This window comes from Caldibacillus sp. 210928-DFI.2.18, from assembly GCF_020554505.1.
GTDB classification, from domain to species: Bacteria; Bacillota; Bacilli; order Bacillales; family Caldibacillaceae; genus Caldifermentibacillus; species Caldifermentibacillus hisashii.
Window position 1 is genome coordinate 19,830 of the sequence record NZ_JAJCHL010000027.1, and the last position, 20,444, is coordinate 40,273.

Here is a 20,444-nt window from a genome sequence, read left to right on the forward strand (position 1 = left end):
TGATTGTCTACTACTGTAGGATCATCTTTCATAACCGAAATCAGACAATTGGATAAAAATGGAGCCGGACAAGCTGTCGTTTGGCATGAGAATGAAAAGGGAAATTCAAAAAAACTCAAATTGACTGTCCCGGAAACACTGCCCGGAGAAAAAGTACGCGTTACTGTTGATAAACCTGAACGGAGAAGGAGAAAAGCCGTTCTTGAAGAAATTATCGAAGCTCATCCGGAACGAATTGGGCCAGCCTGCCCTCATTTCTCTTTATGTGGCGGTTGCGTCTGGCAGCATTGGCAATATGCCGGACAATTGCAAGAAAAAACGAATCACGTAAAACATGCCTTGGAAGCACAAGGCTTTGAACCATATCTTGTCCAAGATACAATGGGTATGGAAGATCCGTGGCATTACCGTAATAAGATGGAATTTACCTTCTCCCCGGATGGCACGCTTGGTTTGCATGAGCAAGGGAATTTCAGAAAAATTATTTCACTTGAAACTTGCCTAATTGCCGGAAAGAAAATGGTTGAAGCGGCAATGGACATAGCAAAGTGGGCTAGTGATCATCATTTATCCGGGTATAATAAAGATACTCATGAAGGGTTACTGCGACACTTAATGGTTCGTGAATCTTTTGCCACAGGGGAAATGATGCTTGCTTTATTTGCCACCGAGGCGCCGGACGGAAATCTTCGTGAAGCTGCATCCGATTTAATTGATCGGATTGAAGCTAAATTTCCCGAAGTAAAAAGTTTATTATGGCTGGAAAACCGAGATTGGGCTGATCGGACCCAATCAGAAAAAACCCATGTTTTATCCGGAAGAGATTTTATTTATGATGAATTATCCGGTTTTCGATACCGTATTTGGTATGATACTTTTTTTCAAACAAACCCGACCCAAGCACAAAAATTAGTCGATCTGGCCATTGAAATGGGTCAACCGAAAAAACACGAAAAGATGATTGATCTCTTTTGCGGTGTAGGCACATTTTCCCTTCCTTTTGCTAAACAAGTAAAAGAATTAAGCGGCATTGAAATCGTGGAAACATCCATTGAGTCTGCAAAGCGAAATGCAAAAGATAACGGAATAACCAACACTCATTTTCTGGCGAGAGATGCACGCCATGGCATAGACGAGGTTATCGACAGCTTTGGAACACCCGAACTATTATTATTAGACCCTCCTCGCTCGGGTGCCGGCGGGAAAGTCATGCGGAAAATCGGTCGTGCGCAACCTGAACGCATTGTCTATGTTTCATGTAATCCGGACACATTTGCCACTGACATGAAAGAATTACGCCCATTCGGTTACCAATTACAGCTGGTTCAACCGGTCGATCTATTCCCACATACAGTACATGTGGAGTGCTGTTCATTGTTAGCGTTAGTTAAATAATGCATTGAACGGCCAAAGAATCTGATAATCACACTGCATGGCGCACGATTAAACGGGCCCTCCATTGAGAAGGCCCGTTTTCTTGTGGAAAAATTTTTTCTTGTCTGTTTCCTATAAATTCATCATACCCAATCGTTTTCCCCAGTTTATAAACAGGCTATAAACAGGTTACTGACAGCTTATTAACAAAAGTTATCCACATATCCACATTTATTATCCACATTTTGTGTGAGAATATTAGTTCGACACAATATATTCTGCAAGTTGTCCACAGTATTCACAGGTTACTGTTGGCAACTGTTCTTTTACCTCCTCGAGTTTTGGCGGAACTTCACTTTCATTTATGACTTCTTCCAGTCCATATTCGACATGCTCTTTGCAACAATAAATATTTTTCATTTCCATCACCTGATTTGAAGAGACTGCCACAGTGAACGCCTCTGTGGTTTCATTGATCAATCATTTCCCCTTAAATCTCCGTGAGATAAAGTCGAAACCCACCAGCTTACCATAAAAAAATTTGCGAGGTGCCTCTGTGACTTACCTTCCTTCCCCGGTTAGTGTAATCGTCTTTTCTTGGTATTTTCCATTTCGGTAAAATCCCACTTTCAACTGATCGCCTATTTCTTTTTTTGTGTATAAATGCTTGCGTAAATCAATAATGTTGTTCACTTCTTGCCCATCCAATTTCACAATAACATCCAATTGTTTTAATCCACCTTGATCTGCCGGACCACCCGGGACAATTTCTGCAATTAACAATCCCGATTTAATATTATCCGGTAAATGAAGGGTTTGTTGTTGATGATAAATGGGCACTTCATTAATATCCTCCAAGGAAACACCCATATATGGCCGCTTCACCACGCCATTTTTCTCCAAGTCTTCAATGATGGGAATTGCTGTATTAATTGGAATGGAAAAACCTATTCCTTCCACTTGTTCTTGGGCAATTTTCATGGAGTTGATACCAACGACTTGCCCGGCTATATTCACAAGGGCGCCTCCGCTATTCCCCGGATTAATCGCTGCATCCGTTTGTAACACCTCTGCGTTCCAATCCGGTATACCGTCACCGTCGAAGTCAAGCGGCACTGTCCGTTCCAATCCGGAAATAATCCCCTGAGTAATCGAGCCGGCAAATTCCAAACCAAGCGGATTTCCAATGGCAATCACCGGTTCACCTAATTTTAATGCATCTGAGTCACCAAATTCAGCTACCGTTTGAATCTTATTTCCATCTACTTGTAAAACGGCAAGATCGGTCCATAAGTCACTTCCTAATAATTTCGCCTCTATTTTTTCTCCATTGGCTAAATTGACTTCCAACCGGTTTGCCCCCTCGACTACATGGTGATTGGTAACGATATAGGCTGAGTTGTCTTGTTTTTTATAAATGACCCCTGAACCGGTGCCTGCCTCTTGTGCTTGTGTCCAAACATTGCCTCCTTGGATATTCGTAATTCCGACAACGGAGCCACCTGCCTTATTTACTGCTTTTGTCACGTCTGTTTCTACTTTTACGGATACATTTTGGACAATGCTATCACTGTTATTTTCTTTACCTGTCTTTTCAATAATGGCTTCCGATTGATTCTCATTGGTTTGGTTATCCATTAGATAGGGTGAAGTCAGCGATACAACTAAGCCGCCAATGACAGCCCCGATGAAACCGGAGAAAAAATAACCTCGCTTATTATCTTTCGGTTTTTTTCGGCTTCCAAATCCGTTGTCATCTTCAAAATAGCCCATTATAATCACTCCTTTTATTCAATTTTTATGGATGTATGTATGAGTCAAAAAAATTTCTACAAACAGTTCTACTCTCAATTAATATGAACAATATTTTACGAAAAAATTCCCAAGATATATGAAAAAATCCTTTGTTTCAATATATGAACAAAAGCTTTTTCTTTTCAACCTTTTTGCTTATTTTTAAATTGCCTTTAATACGGTCGGAATTTTCGGATCGGTATCATATAATGAAACTTGCTCACCCACAACAAATCCCCGACTTTCTAAAACTTGGCCAACTGACATTCTCGCCAACTCTTTCATATTATTATCTTTACTTAAGTGTGCCAAATAAATCCCTTTCGTATTGTCACCTATGCATTCGCTCATTGCCATTGCCGCATCTTCATTAGACACATGGCCAATATCGCTTAAGATTCGCCGCTTAATATTCCACGGATATTTTCCCATCCGCAGCATTTCGACATCATGATTACTTTCAAATATGTAGTAATCGGCATTTTCAATTGTGCCGATCATCCGATTGCTAACATATCCGGTATCGGTTATGACTACCAACTTTTTTCCATTATGATGAAAAATATAAAACATCGGTTCTGCCGCATCATGGGAAACGCCAAAAGATTCGATGTCCAACCCTTTGAAAGAACGAACGGATTCTGTGGGAAATATAAATTTTAAATCCGTTGGTATTTCACCGATTAACGGAGACATCGCTTGCCATGTTTTTTCATTTGCGTAAATCGGCAACTTGTATTTTCTTGCCAAAACACCAACACCTTTTATATGGTCACTATGTTCATGAGTGACAAGAATGCCATCCAGCTGATCGGGTTTTCTTTCAATTTGTTGCAACAATCCTTCCATATGTTTTCCGCTTAAACCTGCATCAACTAAAAAGGCGTGCTCCTCTGTCTCTATGTAGATTGCATTTCCGGTGCTTCCGCTTGCCAAAACACTAAATTTTAATGTCATTCCTTTCACTCCATAAACCGTATATTTATCTACTTAAAAGTTTTTCCTTCTACCATATTTAAAGGCTAGTAGAATGAATTCTACCAGCCTATCAAGTATTTTTATACTTATTATCTTATCATATTTAACGGTTTATCAAAACATCTACCTATTTTAAAATTTCTTCTTCTTCATTTAATACATGACCTTCAACAGCATTTACAAAATAATCCCGTTTATCATCAATAGTAAAACACCATGTAGGCGCAAGTAATTGTGAAGATTTTATCGGTACCAATGTATAATAGCCGAGCTTAATATTTGTTATATTACTACCGACATCCAGCAGTCCTTTATTATAAAGAATAGCCATTGCTTCATGAGCAGTAAGAATCTCTTGTTTCGAAATTTCCTTTATATCATCAAGCATCGTTTGTGAATAGGAAACAATCTCATTTTTATCATTTAACACTAATTGAACTTGTCCGCTTGCATTTTTGTAAAACATTTGATTTTTATACAGTTGATAATAGGTGATCATATTCTTGTCTTTATCATATTGATAATATTTGTATTGGTCACCGTAATAAACATAGTTCTTTAAAAATTGATCCACATCCGCCACTTTCCAATCTTTCTTTAACGGATACGGGCTTGTTAACTGGCTTTTTATTAAAATATTATCGTTTAGGATCTCAATAGACTGTCCCGATAAAGAAGAAATATCATCGGCTTGAAAAACCATGGCATCTGCCTCAACATAGCTTGCCTTTGTTGGTTTTAATGGTAGTTCTGTTTTAATTTTAATATTATCAGCCTTCAATTGTTGATCAATTGGCGTATCTTGAATTAAATCATACGTGTTTTCTGATTTTTGAATAATAAATTGACTGATCAAAAATATATCCAATATAAGAAAAATCATAATAAAGACGTTTTTGGCTCTACTCCAGTCCATTTTCGACCACTCCCAGTTTTTCATCATTAACCCGGATCCATGAATTACCGATTTTATAGAACCAAGAGGGTTGAAATTTTATAACAGCATTCTCATTATCTTTTTCCATATGATACCCAATTAAAATATCTTCAACCAATTCTAAATTTACACCATCCCCTTGTATTTCCGCTAACACATCGGTTCCCTTAGGTAAGGTATACTCCTGTTTGTTTGGGTTATATGGGATAAAGTCTAATCTGAAGTACGGGCGTCTATACTCATGAATTCTATTTTTCCCGACTACTAATGAAAGTTCATTTAATCCGAGTTCATTGAATACAGGATAATTATTTGTATAAAGTTGAAAATTAATTTTTTTCGTGTTTACGAATGCTCCCGAATAATAATATTGATCCGTCCAGCCTCCATGCGCATTTATATAATTGACACTCGTTGTTATCATATTATAAACGGTGTCAGGTGACTCAGTAATGGTTGGATCTACAAAAGTCAACATCTGCTGATCAGATTGAAGCTTCATCAAACTTGAACCGTCCGTATACTCTTCATCATTTATCGTTACCCTGTCCGGATTCGAAAAGAGTGCATCAACAAATATTTTTTCATCGTATAACCGTGGATAGTATTGATCATCCGGAATAACCGTTTCCTTGTCGTTAACAAATAAATAGCCGCCGGAATTCTTCTTGTACGCGTAATAAGGATTGCTATTATTACTCATAATTTCAATTAAGTTTCTAAAATGTGCAGAAGATTTTTGCCGAACATTTGCCTTAATGATCGACCTTAAATCATTGGTAGCAAAATAAACAATTCCTTCGTCATCGTTTAGGTCTTCCTGAAAAATGAACATGTAACGGAAATTTCCGCTCGGTATCTCTTTTACCTCAACCGTATACATCGATTTTAACAATTCAAACGGGACATCACCGGGAAACTGGACAATGAGAACCTGCTTTCCGGGCATTCCTTCAAATTTTTCCACAAATTCATTGACACTTCTTTGAAAACCATAGAAAGTCCATTTCCTAATTTCATTAACAAATGGTGTGATCTGTTCCATATTTTGGATGCCATGGAAACTGTTTTCCCCATTTCGATAAATGATCTTATTCGGAACAACCAGATCTTTTATTGGCTTTTTTATATCATTAATCGTGACTTCTTTTACATATTCTTGATTATTCACTAAGTCATAGTTTCGTTGAAAAGTAACAAGATTCCAAAACAGAACGATGCTAACCAAAACCAAAGTAGTGAGTATTAATGTTTTGATTTGTTCAACTTTCATTAAAAATCATCCCCTTGATCACGGTCATATGGAAGAGTGAAATGGATGGTCGTTCCTTTCCCTTCAATGCTCGTAGCCCAAATATGACCGTTATGGGCTTCAACCATTTCCTTTGCAATTGCAAGTCCGAGTCCCGTGCCGCCAATGTGTCTTGCTCTCGCTTTATCAACACGATAAAAGCGGTCAAAGATACGATGTAAATTTTGTTTTGGTATCCCTACACCTTGGTCGGAAATTTTTACTTCCAATGAATCATGAAAGACAACCAATTTAACGGTGATTGTTCCACCGCTTGGCGAATATTTTAAAGCATTGGAGATAATATTATCTAATACTTGGGTAATTTTATCCTGATCAATTTCTACGAGTATTGGTTCATTTAAATAGTCACGTGAAAAATGAACATTTTTTTCTTTCGCCATCTCGAACCGGTCGATAATATGGTCAAGGAACTTCGGAAAGTTAATCCATTCTTTACGTAATTGATAATCTTTACTATCCATTTTTGATAACACGAGGAGATCATTCACTAACCGTATCATCCGTTCCGTTTCATTTTGCGTTACCTTTAAAAATTGAGGAGCAATGTCTTTATCCATCCAAGCACCTTCCGTCAAAGCTTCCAAGTAACTTCGCATCGTTGTTAAAGGTGTTCTTAACTCATGAGATACATTGGCAACAAATTCACGGCGTTCCCTTTCAATTTTTTCTTGCTCGGTTATATCATGAAGGACAACAATTAAACCGTTCATAATCCCTGTTTCTTTTTGGATAATGGAAAAATTAACACGGACAATTAGCGGTACCGCATTCGTACTTAAATCGAGAATAACCGAGTTTTGTTCCTGTGTTAAATCCTTTAATGAATATTTATCCCCAAGCTCCAGGACATCAATAATATTTTCAGATATGACTGTTTCACGTGTAACATTCAGCATTTGCTCAGCCGCTTCATTAATAAGAATAATTCGCCCTTTACGATCGGTAGAAATAACCCCGTCTGTCATAAACTTTAAGATTGAGGACAATTTCCGTTTTTCACTATCGGTTTTCGCTTGTTCATCTTGAAGTTTTTTAGATAAATTATTAAAAGTAATGGCTAATTGGCCAATTTCATCATGACCGTATACTTTTACTTTCCGGGAATAATTCCCTCTGGCCATTGCCTGAGCCTGCTTTTTCATATCTGTGATCGGTCTTGTAATTGTTTGAGCAATGATGACTGCAACAATGGCTGTAAAGACTAGGGCAATTATCGTTCCATTTATGAGAACTTGGTTGATGACTTGAATTTGTTCAAAAACCCTTTCAATTTTCCCTTCAATGAATAGGATCCCTTCAATTTCATTATCGACTTTGATCGGGACGTACAATAACCACTTCCGTTCATTCGTTAATTTGTCAATAGACATTTTTTCAATCATTTCTTCCGTAACAAAGGTTCTTGTTACAACGATATCTGTCGTCCTTTGACCAACTTTATCCTGACTTCCCGGATCGGAAGTAGCGATGACCCGTAAATCTTTATCATACACCCGCATTTCTTCTATATCTGAAGATTTATTATCAATTAACAGTTTTTTCACGTCATCTTCAAATTGTAAGGATTCTTCACTATCCCGCTCTTTTAAAAACTCTTCTTCCAAATTATAAGTTAATAAATTTACTCGGTTTAAAATCGAGTCTTTAAAGTTCTGCGTGAGTTCCTTTTCCAACTCCCGGACAAAATAAACGCCAATAATTTCCATGGCAAGTAAGATAAGTAAAACGAAGAAAAGAATAAATTTTAACCGGATCGAAGAAAATATGGAGAATTTTTTCATTTGCCTCGATTACTCCTGTTCTGGGTTTTGTAAATAATATCCGACACCGCGTCTCGTGACAAGCCAACCAGGATGACTTGGATTATCTTCAATTTTCTCCCGTAATCTTCGTACTGTCACATCAACTGTCCGTACATCGCCATAATAGTCATAACCCCAAACAGTTTGAAGTAAATGCTCTCTTGTCATTACTTGACCGAGGTGTTTTGCCAAATAATATAGAAGCTCAAACTCCCTGTGTGTAAGCTCGATCATTTCGCCTCGTTTTGAAACGATATATGCCTCCGGGTGAATAACGAGGGATCCGATGGCAATTTCTTTATTCTCATTTTCTTGGTTTGCTGTGTTAACTTGTTGGTGGCGGCGTAAGTTTGCTTTTACACGAGCCAGCAACTCCCTTGTACTGAATGGTTTTGTAACATAGTCGTCAGCACCCAGTTCAAGTCCTAGAACTTTATCAATTTCTGAATCCTTTGCGGTTAACATTATAATTGGCATCTCATATTTCTTTCGGATCTCTTTACAAACTTCCATCCCATCCTTTTCCGGAAGCATAATGTCCAGTAAGATAAGATCCGGCTGTACTTCTTCAACTAATTCTAGTGCCTCATCCCCATCGTATGCACAAAAGACCTCATAACCGTCTTTTTTTAAATTAAATTGTAAAATATCTGCAATAGGTTTCTCGTCATCAACGACCAATATTTTTTTAGCCATTTAAACCTCTCCTCTCTGCTTAACGTAATTACATCATCTATTTTCATCTATTCTAGTTTTTAGAGATTTTCAGGAAATTAGGTTCTACTTATGAATAATACAAAATTTTTACAAATAATTCACACTTAGAGTTGCGTAAACATATTTTAGCGCAAACTTTAGAAAAGGAAGCCCTACTCTTTACTTTATCATGAAATAGAGGTGAAGTTCACCACATATTCATTAATTTCCTTTATTTTTCAATTGGATTAATCCCAATCTATACGGCGAGTGAAGATTTATTTCATAAGAAAATTCCCCGGATAACCAGGGAATTATAGCTATTTTATATTTTTTTATCCTACTTTTAACAGGAAGTCAAGACTCCCACCTAGAATTGGATAGCCCCTGTTTGTTCACCTGACAATCGGCGGGGATATCGATTCTGTCCATTGATTAATGTTACACTTTATTGCAAATACATTAATGGATTTTGTAATACGCCATCTTTATACACTTCAAAATGAAGATGGATGCCTGTAGAATTTCCTGTACTCCCCATTATACCGATTTGGCTTCCTTTTTCTACCGTTTGCCCAATAGAAACATTGATCGATGAAAGATGTGCATAAACGGTTTGTATGCCATTATTATGATCAATGACAATTTTGTTTCCGTAACCTCCATCCCATCCGGCCGAGACAACTGTGCCATTATCTGCTGATTTAATAATTCTGTCTTCAGGACGAGCGATATCAATTCCTTTATGCTGTTTTCCCCAGCGGTAACCTAAATGACTGGATATATAGCCTCCATTTGTTGGCCAGGCAAATTGCCCGGTTCCTCTTGAAGGAATGACCTTCGTACCTTGATGAATAATTTTGTTTACCGGTTCTTTAATGACTTTTTCATCAGCAATTTCTTCTCCAATTTTTGTCCCGTTTTGTAATGTGATAATGGAACGGACCATCTTTTCTCCTTCGACGCCCTCTTGAACTACTTTTGCGTCCCCTTTATACATTGTTTCATCTTCAACAATTTGTACTTCATATGGAATCTTTTGTAAAGACATGTTTTCTTGTTTCACATTTACTTTCACATATGGCTCATATACGGTTACATTCAGCTCATCGCCAATTTGAATGATGGAATCTTCATTTAAACCCGGATTTAGATCAAGAAGCTGTTTTAGATCCAATCCATGACTTTCCGCGATTGTCCCTAAAACATCTCCCTCTTTTACAATGTATTTTTCCTCTTTCTCGATTCCTTTTTGTAATAAATTTACCGCTTCATCAACTGATGTTACTTGGGCGGGATCAATTTCCTCATGTACATAGGTTAATTTTGTACTCAATGAAATATCTGTAATTCTCATTTCTCCTTCTTTTAATTCAGGTAAATTTTCGTTCGATTGTGTTTCTAATGCTTTTAGCTGTTCTGGTGGTATATAAGTGAGTTTAAGTTTTTCTATTAATTCATTCACTTTTTCTTCATCTGTTAAATATGTAACAGTTTTACCGTCAATTTGTACAGCAACGGCTTCTACGGCTACATCATAATTCTCCTGTATTTTACTTATAACATCTTTCTCATTATCAACAGAAGCTGTAAAAACTTGTTCCGGGACGAAAGCGAGGTCATCTTTTTTATATGCTAATTGATATCCTTCAAATCGCTTTTGTGTCTCACTCATTTTTTGATTAACGAAACGTTCGACTTTTTCTTTATCAGATACAGTGCCTAAATAATTGTTATTTATATAAACATGATATACTTTTTGTAATTTGGCTGTTTCTTTTGCTGTAGCGATTGACGTACTTGTGGAGATTGTCGATATAACAATGGTTGTTAAAATCGTTCGTTTAAATTTCTGCCTTTGTTGATCCTTCAAGCTCCCTGCCTTTACAGATATTTTCTGCCAACCTTCTTTCAGTTGCATTCTGTACCTCCTAACCTATTTGTGGATGTCAAATAGATATTGAAGAAAATTATCAAAATTCAATTCTCTAGTATCTAATTTATCATAAAAGCTGAATATTTTGCCGGAACGCCCATTTTTGTAATGCAACTGTATAATTGGTGGAAAATAATGGAAAATAGTCGTGAAGTCGTTTCTCTTTCAAATGAATTTTATATGTATTTTTTTCCTTTATCTATTATGTTTTTTCTTTTGAATCGTTTGGAATTTAATCGGGTTCAAAATTACATTTTTATTACAAAAAAGTTACTTCAGCGAGAAGATAGATCTTTGATTTATTGTGGGGACAGTGAATGGCGAGGTTGCAATGTACTGCTTGAACATCTTTGTGCACTTATTTAAAACATGCTTGACCATTCATTGATCAAGCATGTTTATCCCTTATAGACGCCAGCTGTTCAAAGAGACAGGTTTACTATCGATAAACGCCTCGTACTAAATTGGTTTGTGTTCGGTCAGGACCAACAGAAAAAATCGATAGCGGAATCCCGGTTAATTGGGAAACACGTTCCACATAATGACGTGCATTTTCCGGCAGTTCATCCAATGTTCTGCACCCGGTTATATCTTCCGTCCAACCCGGTAATTCTTCATAAACAGGTTCACATTCGGAAAGAACTTTCAAACTCGCCGGAAATTCCTCAATGATGGTATCTTTATACTTATAGGCAACGCAAATCTTCACGGTTTCAATTCCCGTTAAGACATCAATGGAGTTTAAAGATAGGTCGGTTATGCCACTGACTCTTCTCGCATGACGAACAACAACGCTGTCAAACCAACCGACTCTGCGTGGTCGTCCTGTCGTTGTTCCATACTCACGGCCAACTTCACGAATTTGATCGCCTATCTCATCCAAAAGCTCAGTCGGAAATGGCCCATCGCCGACTCTTGTTGTGTATGCTTTTGCTACACCAACAACATGGTCAATTTTTGTCGGTCCAACACCGGAACCGATAGTCACACCGCCTGCGACCGGATTAGAAGAGGTAACAAAAGGATAGGTGCCTTGATCAATATCAAGCATCACACCTTGTGCACCTTCAAACAATACACGTCTTCCCTCATCTATCGCATTGTTCAGTACAACAGAGGTATCACACACATATTGTTTAATCTGTTGCCCATATTCATAGTATTCTTCTAAAATCTCTTCTAATGTAAATCCTTCTGTTTCATATATTTTTTCAAAAAGTCGATTTTTCTCTTGGAGATTACGAGATAATTTTTCTTTAAATACATCTTTATCTAATAGATCAACAATCCGGATTCCGACTCTGGCTGCTTTATCCATATAAGCCGGTCCAATTCCCTTTTTCGTCGTTCCGATTTTATTTTTCCCTTTTGCTTCTTCTTCCACCTGATCCAGCTTAATATGATAAGGTAAGATGACATGTGCACGATTGCTTATATGTAAATTATCCGTTGAAATATTGCGATTATGGAGATATTTTAATTCTTCTACTAAAGCTTTCGGATCAATAACCATCCCATTCCCGATGACACAAATCTTTTCTTTATAAAAAATCCCGGATGGAATTAAATGCAATTTAAATGTTTCACCATTGAATTTTATTGTATGTCCTGCGTTATTTCCACCTTGATAGCGTGCAACAACTTCCGCATTTTCCGACAAATAATCGGTTATCTTTCCTTTTCCTTCGTCGCCCCACTGAGAGCCAACGACAACGACTGATGCCATTTGGACACCTCCAAAAATTTTATACGTACCTTACAACAATTTAGTGTATCACTTTTCTGTAAAATGTCAATGTAAAATACGAATAAATTAGTACATATAACTTATTAATGTTCGTAAAAAAGGCGATAATCCTTAAAAAGCGCCGGCGGCCGGATCAGGATTATAAAACTTGTTTAAAAGCTGATTTTCTGGATTTTTTTGTATAAAAAAGGGAGCCTGAATTTTTAAGCTCCCGGTGGAATGGCTGTTTCATCAAATCGCCTTTCTAAATTAACAAATTTATTAAATTCTTTTGCGAACGCCAATTGTACCGTACCGACCGGACCATTCCGCTGCTTTGCAATAATAATCTCAATTATATTTTTGTTCTCCGATTCTTTATCATAGTAATCTTCACGGTATAAAAAGGCAACGATATCAGCATCCTGCTCAATACTTCCTGATTCCCGAATATCTGACATCATCGGTCGTTTATCTTGGCGTTGTTCAACGCTACGGGACAGCTGTGACAAGGCAATGACCGGTACTTCCAATTCACGGGCGAGAGCTTTCAATGAACGGGATATTTCAGATACTTCTTGTTGTCTGTTATCCGAACGTCTGCCACTTCCTTGAATTAATTGCAAATAGTCAATAACAATCATTCCTAAACCTTGTTCCTGTTTTAGGCGACGGCATTTGGCACGAATTTCTTGAACACGAATTCCGGGCGTATCATCAATATAAATACCGGCATTTGATAAACTTCCCATTGCCATCGTTAGTTTTTTCCAATCCTCATCGGTTAATGCACCTGTACGCAAATTTTGTGCATTAATATTCCCTTCAGCACACAACATCCGCATGACAAGCTGTTCCGCCCCCATCTCAAGGGAGAAGATTGCCACATTTTCATCCGTTTTAGTCGCCACATTTTGAGCAATATTCAAGGCGAAAGCGGTTTTCCCTACAGATGGACGTGCAGCGACAATGATTAAGTCATTGCGTTGAAATCCTGCAGTCATTCGGTCAAGATCATTAAAACCGGTTGGGATTCCGGTAATCTCCCCTTTTCTACTGTGGAGTTGCTCAATATGATCATAGGTCTTTACCAGGACATCTTTAATATTTTGGAAAGCTCCGGTATTTTTGCGGTTCGCTACTTCAAGTATCCGCTTTTCTGCTTCCGATAAAAGAATTTCTACCTCATCTTCACGTGTATAACCTTCTTGCGCGATTTCACTGGCGGTTCGAATAAGACGACGTAATAAAGATTTTTCCTCAACAATGTGAACATAATATTCAATATTGGCAGCAGTCGGTACCGAATTTGCCAATTCCATCAAATAAGAAATACCACCTACATTTTCCAATTGATTGGAAGCTGCTAATTCCTCGGATACCGTTACAACATCTACAGGTTTGCCCAGATCATTTAATTTCAACATAACGGAAAATATTCGTTGGTGAGCACTTCGGTAAAAATCTTCCGGTATTAAATTTTCAGAGGCAAAAATCAAACTCTCGGGTTCTATAAAAATAGCACCTAAGACAGCTTGTTCTGCTTCAATATTTTGAGGAGGAGTTCGATCGATTAACAAATCATTCATTTGCTTTTTCAAACCTCCAAATATTGTTGTTTTTATTTTTGGGAATAACGAATTCCTTCCGACCAAGGATGCCAATGGACGGCGTTGAAAATTTTAGACTGAAATTATATGTGTACAAAGAAGCTTGTCCATGTTCCTTTTGATACGTACAAAACAACAAGGATGCGAACTTATGGCATTCGTCATTTTGAAGTAAGCTTGCCTCTATTCTTTTTTATGCACGAATTACTGTTAAATTCTTTTTTTATGATTAAGATCCTGGTTTCAAATAGAATAGGCTGCTCAATACAACCTCATTGTATAGGTTACTACTTAAAGGTCTGAGTCTTGAGACAGCCGTAATATTTTCTTATATCATTTTATCATGACCGTTTTTTGATTTCGATGGAAAAATTTATTCTGTATGACGTAAATCAATTTATTCTTATATTAATTTTCATCTTTTACATGAACGGTTAATGTACCTTGAACCTCCGGATGTAATTTAACTGGGACTTTGGTAAATCCAAGAGCACGAATGGCATCTTCCAATTCAATTTTCCGTTTATCTAATTTTATACCATGTTGCTTTTGTAGTTGTTCCGCAATTTGTTTTGATGTAACCGAACCAAAAAGTCGACCACCTTCACCAGACTTTGCGCCAATTTCAACAGTTAATTTCCCTAATTTTTCCTTCAGTTGCTTGGCTTCTTCCAACTCTTTCTGTGCTTCTTTTTCTTCCTTCCGTTTTTTCGCTTCAAGAGATTTTATATTTGCCGGCGTCGCTTCGATGGCGTAACCATTTTTGATTAAAAAATTTTGTGCATAACCGTCAGCCACGTTTTTGATATCACCTTTATTGCCTTTCCCTTTTACATCTTTTAGAAAAATAACTTTCATGATTGATTCCCTCCTTCTAAATAACTATCAATCACTGCTTTCAGTTGTATTTCGGCTTCATTTATTGTTATATCCCTCAATTGTGTAGCGGCATTTGTCAGGTGGCCTCCTCCTTCCAGCTGTTCCATAATAATTTGTACATTTATTTTTCCTAAGGAGCGTGCACTAATACCAACCATGTCATCCGGTCTTTTTGAGATAACAAAGGAAGCCTCTACATTTTCCATCGCTAATAATAAATCTGCCGTTTGGGCGATAAGAACATTGTTGTAAGATTCGGATGGTTCTCCTTTTGTAATCGCAATTCCTTCTTTATATAATTCTACTTTTTCAACAAGTTTTGCCCGCTTGATAAAAGTATCTAAATCTTCACGTAAAAACTTTTGGACTAAAACCGTATCAGCGCCCTTTGCTCTTAAATATGAAGCTGCATCAAATGTTCTTGAACCGGTACGTAGAGTAAAGCTTTTTGTATCGACAATAATTCCCGCAAGTAATGCAGTCGCTTCAAGAATATCAATTTTCCGATTCGGTTGATATTGAAGCAGTTCTGTTACTAATTCAGATGTTGATGAAGCATATGGTTCCATATAGACAAGCAAAGGATTTTGGACAAATTCTTCACTGCGGCGATGATGATCAATGACAACAATTCGCTCGCAACGATTGACTAATTTTTCTTCAATAACTAAGGATGGTTTATGAGTGTCAACTATCACTAGCAAGGCATTTGTCATATTTATTTCTAATGCTTCTTGCGGTGAAATAAAATGACTGTAGATATCCGTCTTTTGCTTCACCTCACTGAGCAATTTCCTTACTCCGGAATCAATTTCTTGCTCATTTAGTATAACATAAGATTCTCTTTGATTCATTTGGGCAATTTTTAATATACCAATCGCTGCACCAACTGCATCCATATCCGGATATTTATGGCCCATAATAAAAATTCTGTCGCTATCCTGAATTAGTTCACTTAATGCATGAGAAATAACTCTCGCCCGTACCCGGGTTCGTTTCTCCATCGGATTTGTTTTTCCACCGTAAAATTTTATTTTTCCGTTTGGGAGTTTTATGGCTGCCTGATCACCACCACGTCCCAACGCCAAATCAAGACTTGATTGTGCATAGCTGCCAAGTTCCGGAAGCGAGGAACTCCCTGCACCGACACCAATACTTAATGTTAGCGGTAAATTATTTTTTGCCGTCATTTCCCGGATATTATCTAGAATTGAAAACTTTCCTTTTTCTAACACTGCTAATATTTTTTCATTAAAAAATGCGATAAATCGATCTCCGGAAACTCTTTTTAAATAAATCCCATACTGACTTGCCCATTCGTTCAACAAAGAAGTAACCCGGCTGTTTAAGCTCCCCCTTGCTAAATCATCCATTCCTTGTGTAACTTCATCATAATTATCTAAAAATATGATGGCAATCACTGGCTGTTCCTCTTCATACTTTTGTTCAATTAATGCTTGTTCCGTAATATCAAAAAAATAAAGTAGTTTTTCTTCTCTTTTATAGAAAACACGATACTTCCGCTCATGGAGTGTAATAATTTTTCTCTCATTTTCTTGGATCATCATTTGTATAAGTTCATCCGCAATATCATAAACCGACGTACCGATCAGAGATTCTTCTTGGAAAACAGATAACATGTAAGGATTTGCCCATTCGATCGTGTATTCTTCATCAACCAGCAAAATTCCAATTGGCATTTGTAATAAAGCCTCTTCGCCAACCTTTTCTACGCGATGGGAAAGAAGTGATATATAGTGATCTACTTCTTTTTGAAATTTTACACTTTGTTTTATTAATAAATAAAAAAAATAAAGCAAGATTATTATTGATATTGCACTTAACCACCAATTATAGATAGCAAGGATTAATAATAACAGGAATATGACAGAAAAAAATCCTATCAATATTTTTTTCATTCCGTTTGTTTGCAAAAAGATTGGCATACGCTCCAACTCCTAAATTTTTAAAAACTAAGTGGAACTTTAAAACTGAATACTTGAAACTTCTATTATTGTATCCGTTTACGTAATTCAAATCCTAAATCAATAATACCTAATATTTTGGCTAATTGATTAAAGACCGGATTCAGCATAATAAATACTGATACAACAATAGCCCATGCTTTATGTATCCGTTTTTTATAACAATAGTCAAAAATAAATGTAATTGCCTGTAGGACAAATAGTATATCAATCAAATACAATAAATTTATAAATACATTATACAAAAAAGTACCTTTCTCTGCCTCAACTATAAAAGATAAAAAAGTAGTTATTAAAAAATACCATATTAAACTTTTCGGTAATGTGATTTCCCTGAATGGTTTTGCAGCTTTTACATGAATTCCAAACCTTTTTAAAATCGGATAGGAAATGAACTGGATAATCAAAACAATTAAAGCCGATGACAAAATTAATAATGAAGGAAGTAAAGATATGATTAAATCATAAGCCTCGGTCAATTGTTCTTTGATTTGATCCGTATTTTCCCCCATATAATTAAACATAGAAATGGTTTGATCCATCACTTCTTTAAATATAGTTTGTGCTTCCTTTATGAAGTTCATATCGAATAATGTCGCGGATATAATATAAACAACGACAATGCTACATAATAAAGCCAAAGTGGATGTTGAAAAAGTGATCAGTGCTTCTCTTTGATGATAAATATTCCAACCTAACACGAAACCAACAAAACCATATAGAAAAAGAATCGGTAAAGCAATCCAACTTCCAACTATAAATGTTAAAATGACCGAAGCTGTAAAAAACAGCAAACCGGCTTTCCAATTATATTTTGCCGTATAATAAAGGAAAGGGAACGGCAATACAAAAGTGAATAGTCCACCAAAAAAAGGTAAATATAAAAACATAAGTAAAATAATGATATAAATCGCTAAACTTATTGCCCCTTCAGTTAACTCCTTTGCTTTCACCTAAACACCTCTTTACGAATCGCTGATATAGTAACTCAGTTAGTTGCGGGCTTATCTGATTTCCCTATAAAGCATTATAGCTACATAGGTTAATACCCTAGTCTGACTTGAAGCAAGTGGCGATTTGCTTATTACCTATATAATTTTTAAATTAAAAACAATAATATTTTAGAAAGAACCCGGCTGACTCTCGCACCAACAATTGTATTACTCGTGTTTTTTTACATATTATATAAAAATATATATATTTATTTTAACGATAATTACCTTCTCCTTCAACTAAACTTGTATAAGAAAAGCGGCAAAGGTTTATCTTTGCCGCTTTAAGTATCATTACTTCTATTTTATTTATCTTCCGCAACATAAGGAAGTAATGCAACTTGACGTGCCCGCTTAATTGCTTTTGTAAGCATGCGTTGATATTTTGCACTTGTTCCTGTTACACGACGAGGCAATATTTTTCCACGTTCAGAAATAAATTTTTTCAACAAATCAACATCTTTGTAATCGATGTGAGTGATTCCGTTCGCAGTAAAATAACATACTTTCCGACGTTTACCGCGACCTTTTCTGCCACCAGCAGCCATTTATAACACTCCTTTCATCATTTTTTCGCTCAAATTAACTGCCTTATCAAAACGGCAAATCATCATCAGAAATATCAATAGGTTGTCCGTTATCAAAGAACGGATCGTCATTTCCTGCCGGGCTAGGGTTCTTCGGTTGATTCTGATTGTTAGATCCAAATGGGTTATCATAGCCCGAATATCCTCCCGCCGGAGAACTTTGATATTCCCGATTGGAAGAACTTTTTGGTTCTAAAAACTGAACACTCTCAGCAACTACTTCTGTTACATAAACTTTTCTTCCGTCTTGGGCTTCATAACTTCTTGTTTGGATACGTCCATCGACCCCTGCCAAGCTTCCTTTTTTCAAGTAATTAGCGACATTTTCTGCCGGTTTTCTCCAAACAACACAATTAATAAAATCAGCTTCACGTTCACCTTTTTGATTCGTAAAAGGACGATTACAAGCCAGTGTAAAAGTTGCAACCGGAACTCCAGTTGGTGTATATCTTAAATCCGGATCTCTCGTTAAGCGGCCAACTAATACCACACGATTTAACATCAGAATCAACTCCCCTTGGACAAGAATGTTTCACGTGAAACATTCTCCATTACATATATTAAAACTTATTCGTCTTCTTTAACGATTAAATGACGAATAATATCTTCACTTATTTTTGCTAAACGGTCAAATTCTTGAACGGCAGGTGGTTCAGCTGTAAAATTAATAATTTGGTAATAACCGTCACGATAATCTTCAATTTCATAAGCAAGACGACGTTTACCCCAATCTTTTGTTTCAGTAATTTCAGCACCATTATCTGTCAAAACTTTGTTAAAACGTTCGACAACCGCTTTTTTTGATTCGTCATCAATATTTGGACGGATGATGTACATAACTTCGTACTTTCTCATCACTATTCACCTCCTTTTGGACTTAAACGGCTCAAAAATTTGAGCAAGGAGCAATCTTCATTACTCACGATTCATAATTATAACACAGCCTAGACAATTCTGCAATGAACTGTTGAAAATTTTCATTAATCGAAGGGAAGGGGCTGTCCATTTTGACTTTTTTGAACTACCACTAGGCTAAAGCCATAGTGGATTCCTAAGTACAGAGTTCTACCGAACTCTAATTGATTAGGCTATCCCCGTAGTTCCTACGGTTAGAAGCCTTATGGCTTCATTTTTAAGATTCAAACTTGCGTTGATATCTCGGTCATGATGGGTATGACACTTTGGACATTCCCACTCACGTAACCCAGGATTTTTAACGTCTTTATTTTGATAGCCACAGCATGAACAAAGTTGGCTGGATGGAAAATTTTTCGCTACGGTAACTACTTGTTTTCCATACCATTTAGCTTTGTATTCCAACATCGTTCTAAATTGTGACCAAGATACTTCACTAATCGCTTTTGCAAGATTATGATTTCTCAACATATTACTTACTTGCAAATCTTCTATACCGATAATATCGTGGTTTTTGATAATTTCGGTAGAGATTTTATGTAAGTAATCGTTTCTTGCGTTTGTGATTTTTTCATGAATACGAGCAACTTTAATTCGTTGTTTATTCCAATTAGAACTACCTTTTGTACGTCTAGAAAGAATACGTTGTGCTTTTGCTAATTTTTCTTCTAATTTACGGAAGAATTTAGGATTTGCATAAGTCGTTCCATTAGACAAAATAGCGAAATCCTTTAATCCTACATCAATTCCAATAGCAGAATTAGTTTTAGATAATTCTTGAACTTCTGTTTCAACTAAAATAGATACAAAGTATTTACCACTTGGATTTCGTCTAATGGTTACATTTAAAATGCGACCTTCAACTTCTCGACTTTTAGCAAAACGAATCCATCCAAGTTTCGGCAATTTGATTTTATT

Annotated in this window: 19 protein-coding genes; 2 read left to right on the plus strand and 17 right to left on the minus strand. The window is 36.6% G+C overall.

The features are described from left to right. The first annotated feature begins 3 nt into the window (after positions 1–3). Positions 4–1,395 carry a 23S rRNA (uracil(1939)-C(5))-methyltransferase RlmD gene (gene rlmD, locus LIZ98_RS07805; protein ID WP_227139383.1) on the plus strand — a complete coding sequence of 464 codons (1,392 nt, stop codon included), beginning with the start codon at positions 4–6 and terminating at the stop codon, positions 1,393–1,395. A 237-nt stretch (positions 1,396–1,632) separates the two neighbouring features. Here rlmD and LIZ98_RS07810 read toward each other — a convergent pair whose 3' ends face one another. The 8 genes from LIZ98_RS07810 to LIZ98_RS07845 form a co-directional block, all read right to left on the minus strand. Then, positions 1,633–1,854, minus strand: a complete 222-nt coding sequence (locus tag LIZ98_RS07810) for a CxxH/CxxC protein (RefSeq protein ID WP_227139384.1) — start codon at positions 1,852–1,854, stop codon at positions 1,633–1,635. An 81-nt stretch (positions 1,855–1,935) separates the two neighbouring features. Beyond that, positions 1,936–3,147, minus strand: a complete 1,212-nt coding sequence (locus tag LIZ98_RS07815; RefSeq protein WP_227139385.1) for a S1C family serine protease — start codon at positions 3,145–3,147, stop codon at positions 1,936–1,938. A 183-nt stretch (positions 3,148–3,330) separates the two neighbouring features. Next, positions 3,331–4,125, minus strand: coding sequence for an MBL fold metallo-hydrolase (locus tag LIZ98_RS07820; protein WP_034773613.1), 795 nt, complete (start codon positions 4,123–4,125; stop codon positions 3,331–3,333). 148 nt (positions 4,126–4,273) lie between these two features. After that, positions 4,274–5,062 (minus strand): two-component system regulatory protein YycI, encoded by a 789-nt coding sequence (locus tag LIZ98_RS07825; protein WP_041844964.1) that lies wholly within the window; start codon positions 5,060–5,062, stop codon positions 4,274–4,276. After that, the gene (locus LIZ98_RS07830; RefSeq protein WP_041844963.1) at positions 5,049–6,356 is read right to left on the minus strand and encodes a YycH family regulatory protein; all 1,308 of its coding nucleotides are present in this window, start codon (positions 6,354–6,356) and stop codon (positions 5,049–5,051) included. Before LIZ98_RS07830 ends, LIZ98_RS07825 begins: the two co-directional genes overlap by 14 nt. Continuing rightward, entirely contained in the window at positions 6,356–8,179 is a 1,824-nt protein-coding gene (gene walK, locus LIZ98_RS07835; protein WP_227139386.1) for a cell wall metabolism sensor histidine kinase WalK, read from the minus strand. Before walK ends, LIZ98_RS07830 begins: the two co-directional genes overlap by 1 nt. Positions 8,180–8,188: 9 nt before the next feature. Beyond that, positions 8,189–8,896, minus strand: a complete 708-nt coding sequence (yycF, locus tag LIZ98_RS07840; RefSeq protein ID WP_041844961.1) for a response regulator YycF — start codon at positions 8,894–8,896, stop codon at positions 8,189–8,191. 448 nt (positions 8,897–9,344) lie between these two features. Then, positions 9,345–10,817 (minus strand): peptidoglycan DD-metalloendopeptidase family protein, encoded by a 1,473-nt coding sequence (locus tag LIZ98_RS07845; RefSeq protein WP_227139387.1) that lies wholly within the window; start codon positions 10,815–10,817, stop codon positions 9,345–9,347. Positions 10,818–10,967: 150 nt separating this feature from the next. Between LIZ98_RS07845 and LIZ98_RS07850 the strand changes: the two genes are divergently transcribed. Then, positions 10,968–11,198, plus strand: a complete 231-nt coding sequence (locus LIZ98_RS07850) for a hypothetical protein (protein WP_227139388.1) — start codon at positions 10,968–10,970, stop codon at positions 11,196–11,198. A 73-nt stretch (positions 11,199–11,271) separates the two neighbouring features. On the opposite strand, the gene LIZ98_RS07855 is transcribed toward LIZ98_RS07850, so the two are convergent. The 9 genes from LIZ98_RS07855 to tnpB form a co-directional block, all read right to left on the minus strand. Next, on the minus strand, positions 11,272–12,558 hold the full coding sequence (locus tag LIZ98_RS07855) for an adenylosuccinate synthase (protein WP_227139389.1): 1,287 nt from the start codon (positions 12,556–12,558) through the stop codon (positions 11,272–11,274). A gap of 224 nt (positions 12,559–12,782) precedes the next feature. Further along, on the minus strand, positions 12,783–14,147 hold the full coding sequence (gene dnaB, locus LIZ98_RS07860) for a replicative DNA helicase (RefSeq protein ID WP_034773626.1): 1,365 nt from the start codon (positions 14,145–14,147) through the stop codon (positions 12,783–12,785). A gap of 429 nt (positions 14,148–14,576) precedes the next feature. After that, positions 14,577–15,026, minus strand: coding sequence for a 50S ribosomal protein L9 (gene rplI / locus LIZ98_RS07865; RefSeq protein ID WP_034773628.1), 450 nt, complete (start codon positions 15,024–15,026; stop codon positions 14,577–14,579). Next, positions 15,023–16,993 (minus strand): DHH family phosphoesterase, encoded by a 1,971-nt coding sequence (locus LIZ98_RS07870; protein ID WP_227139390.1) that lies wholly within the window; start codon positions 16,991–16,993, stop codon positions 15,023–15,025. The genes rplI and LIZ98_RS07870 overlap by 4 nt, the downstream gene beginning before the upstream one ends. Positions 16,994–17,058: 65 nt before the next feature. Further along, positions 17,059–17,985 (minus strand): YybS family protein, encoded by a 927-nt coding sequence (locus LIZ98_RS07875; RefSeq protein ID WP_227139391.1) that lies wholly within the window; start codon positions 17,983–17,985, stop codon positions 17,059–17,061. Between the two features lie 344 nt (positions 17,986–18,329). Beyond that, positions 18,330–18,572 (minus strand): 30S ribosomal protein S18, encoded by a 243-nt coding sequence (gene rpsR / locus LIZ98_RS07880; protein WP_034773636.1) that lies wholly within the window; start codon positions 18,570–18,572, stop codon positions 18,330–18,332. A 46-nt stretch (positions 18,573–18,618) separates the two neighbouring features. Continuing rightward, positions 18,619–19,113: a single-stranded DNA-binding protein gene (gene ssb, locus LIZ98_RS07885; protein ID WP_034773638.1), complete on the minus strand. Its 495-nt coding sequence runs from the start codon at positions 19,111–19,113 to the stop codon at positions 18,619–18,621. A gap of 65 nt (positions 19,114–19,178) precedes the next feature. After that, a complete protein-coding gene (gene rpsF / locus LIZ98_RS07890) occupies positions 19,179–19,466 on the minus strand; it encodes a 30S ribosomal protein S6 (protein ID WP_034773639.1) in 288 nt (95 codons plus the stop codon). A gap of 228 nt (positions 19,467–19,694) precedes the next feature. Further along, on the minus strand, positions 19,695–20,444 hold a 750-nt coding region (tnpB, locus tag LIZ98_RS07895; protein ID WP_227203013.1), incomplete at its 5' end, for an IS200/IS605 family element RNA-guided endonuclease TnpB.

What these genes read in the sequence shown, in the direction of transcription:
- LIZ98_RS07815 (WP_227139385.1), bottom strand. Translation starts at nt 3,147, where the DNA reads ATGGGCTATTTTGAAGATGACAACGGATTTGGAAGCCGAAAAAAACCG.
- LIZ98_RS07820 (WP_034773613.1), bottom strand. Translation starts at nt 4,125, where the DNA reads ATGACATTAAAATTTAGTGTTTTGGCAAGCGGAAGCACCGGAAATGCA.
- LIZ98_RS07825 (WP_041844964.1), bottom strand. Translation starts at nt 5,062, where the DNA reads ATGGACTGGAGTAGAGCCAAAAACGTCTTTATTATGATTTTTCTTATA.
- LIZ98_RS07830 (WP_041844963.1), bottom strand. Translation starts at nt 6,356, where the DNA reads ATGAAAGTTGAACAAATCAAAACATTAATACTCACTACTTTGGTTTTG.
- walK (WP_227139386.1), bottom strand. Translation starts at nt 8,179, where the DNA reads ATGAAAAAATTCTCCATATTTTCTTCGATCCGGTTAAAATTTATTCTT.
- yycF (WP_041844961.1), bottom strand. Translation starts at nt 8,896, where the DNA reads ATGGCTAAAAAAATATTGGTCGTTGATGACGAGAAACCTATTGCAGAT.
- LIZ98_RS07845 (WP_227139387.1), bottom strand. Translation starts at nt 10,817, where the DNA reads ATGCAACTGAAAGAAGGTTGGCAGAAAATATCTGTAAAGGCAGGGAGC.
- LIZ98_RS07850 (WP_227139388.1), top strand. Translation starts at nt 10,968, where the DNA reads ATGGAAAATAGTCGTGAAGTCGTTTCTCTTTCAAATGAATTTTATATG.
- LIZ98_RS07855 (WP_227139389.1), bottom strand. Translation starts at nt 12,558, where the DNA reads ATGGCATCAGTCGTTGTCGTTGGCTCTCAGTGGGGCGACGAAGGAAAA.
- dnaB (WP_034773626.1), bottom strand. Translation starts at nt 14,147, where the DNA reads ATGAATGATTTGTTAATCGATCGAACTCCTCCTCAAAATATTGAAGCA.
- rplI (WP_034773628.1), bottom strand. Translation starts at nt 15,026, where the DNA reads ATGAAAGTTATTTTTCTAAAAGATGTAAAAGGGAAAGGCAATAAAGGT.
- LIZ98_RS07870 (WP_227139390.1), bottom strand. Translation starts at nt 16,993, where the DNA reads ATGCCAATCTTTTTGCAAACAAACGGAATGAAAAAAATATTGATAGGA.
- rpsR (WP_034773636.1), bottom strand. Translation starts at nt 18,572, where the DNA reads ATGGCTGCTGGTGGCAGAAAAGGTCGCGGTAAACGTCGGAAAGTATGT.
- ssb (WP_034773638.1), bottom strand. Translation starts at nt 19,113, where the DNA reads ATGTTAAATCGTGTGGTATTAGTTGGCCGCTTAACGAGAGATCCGGAT.
- rpsF (WP_034773639.1), bottom strand. Translation starts at nt 19,466, where the DNA reads ATGAGAAAGTACGAAGTTATGTACATCATCCGTCCAAATATTGATGAC.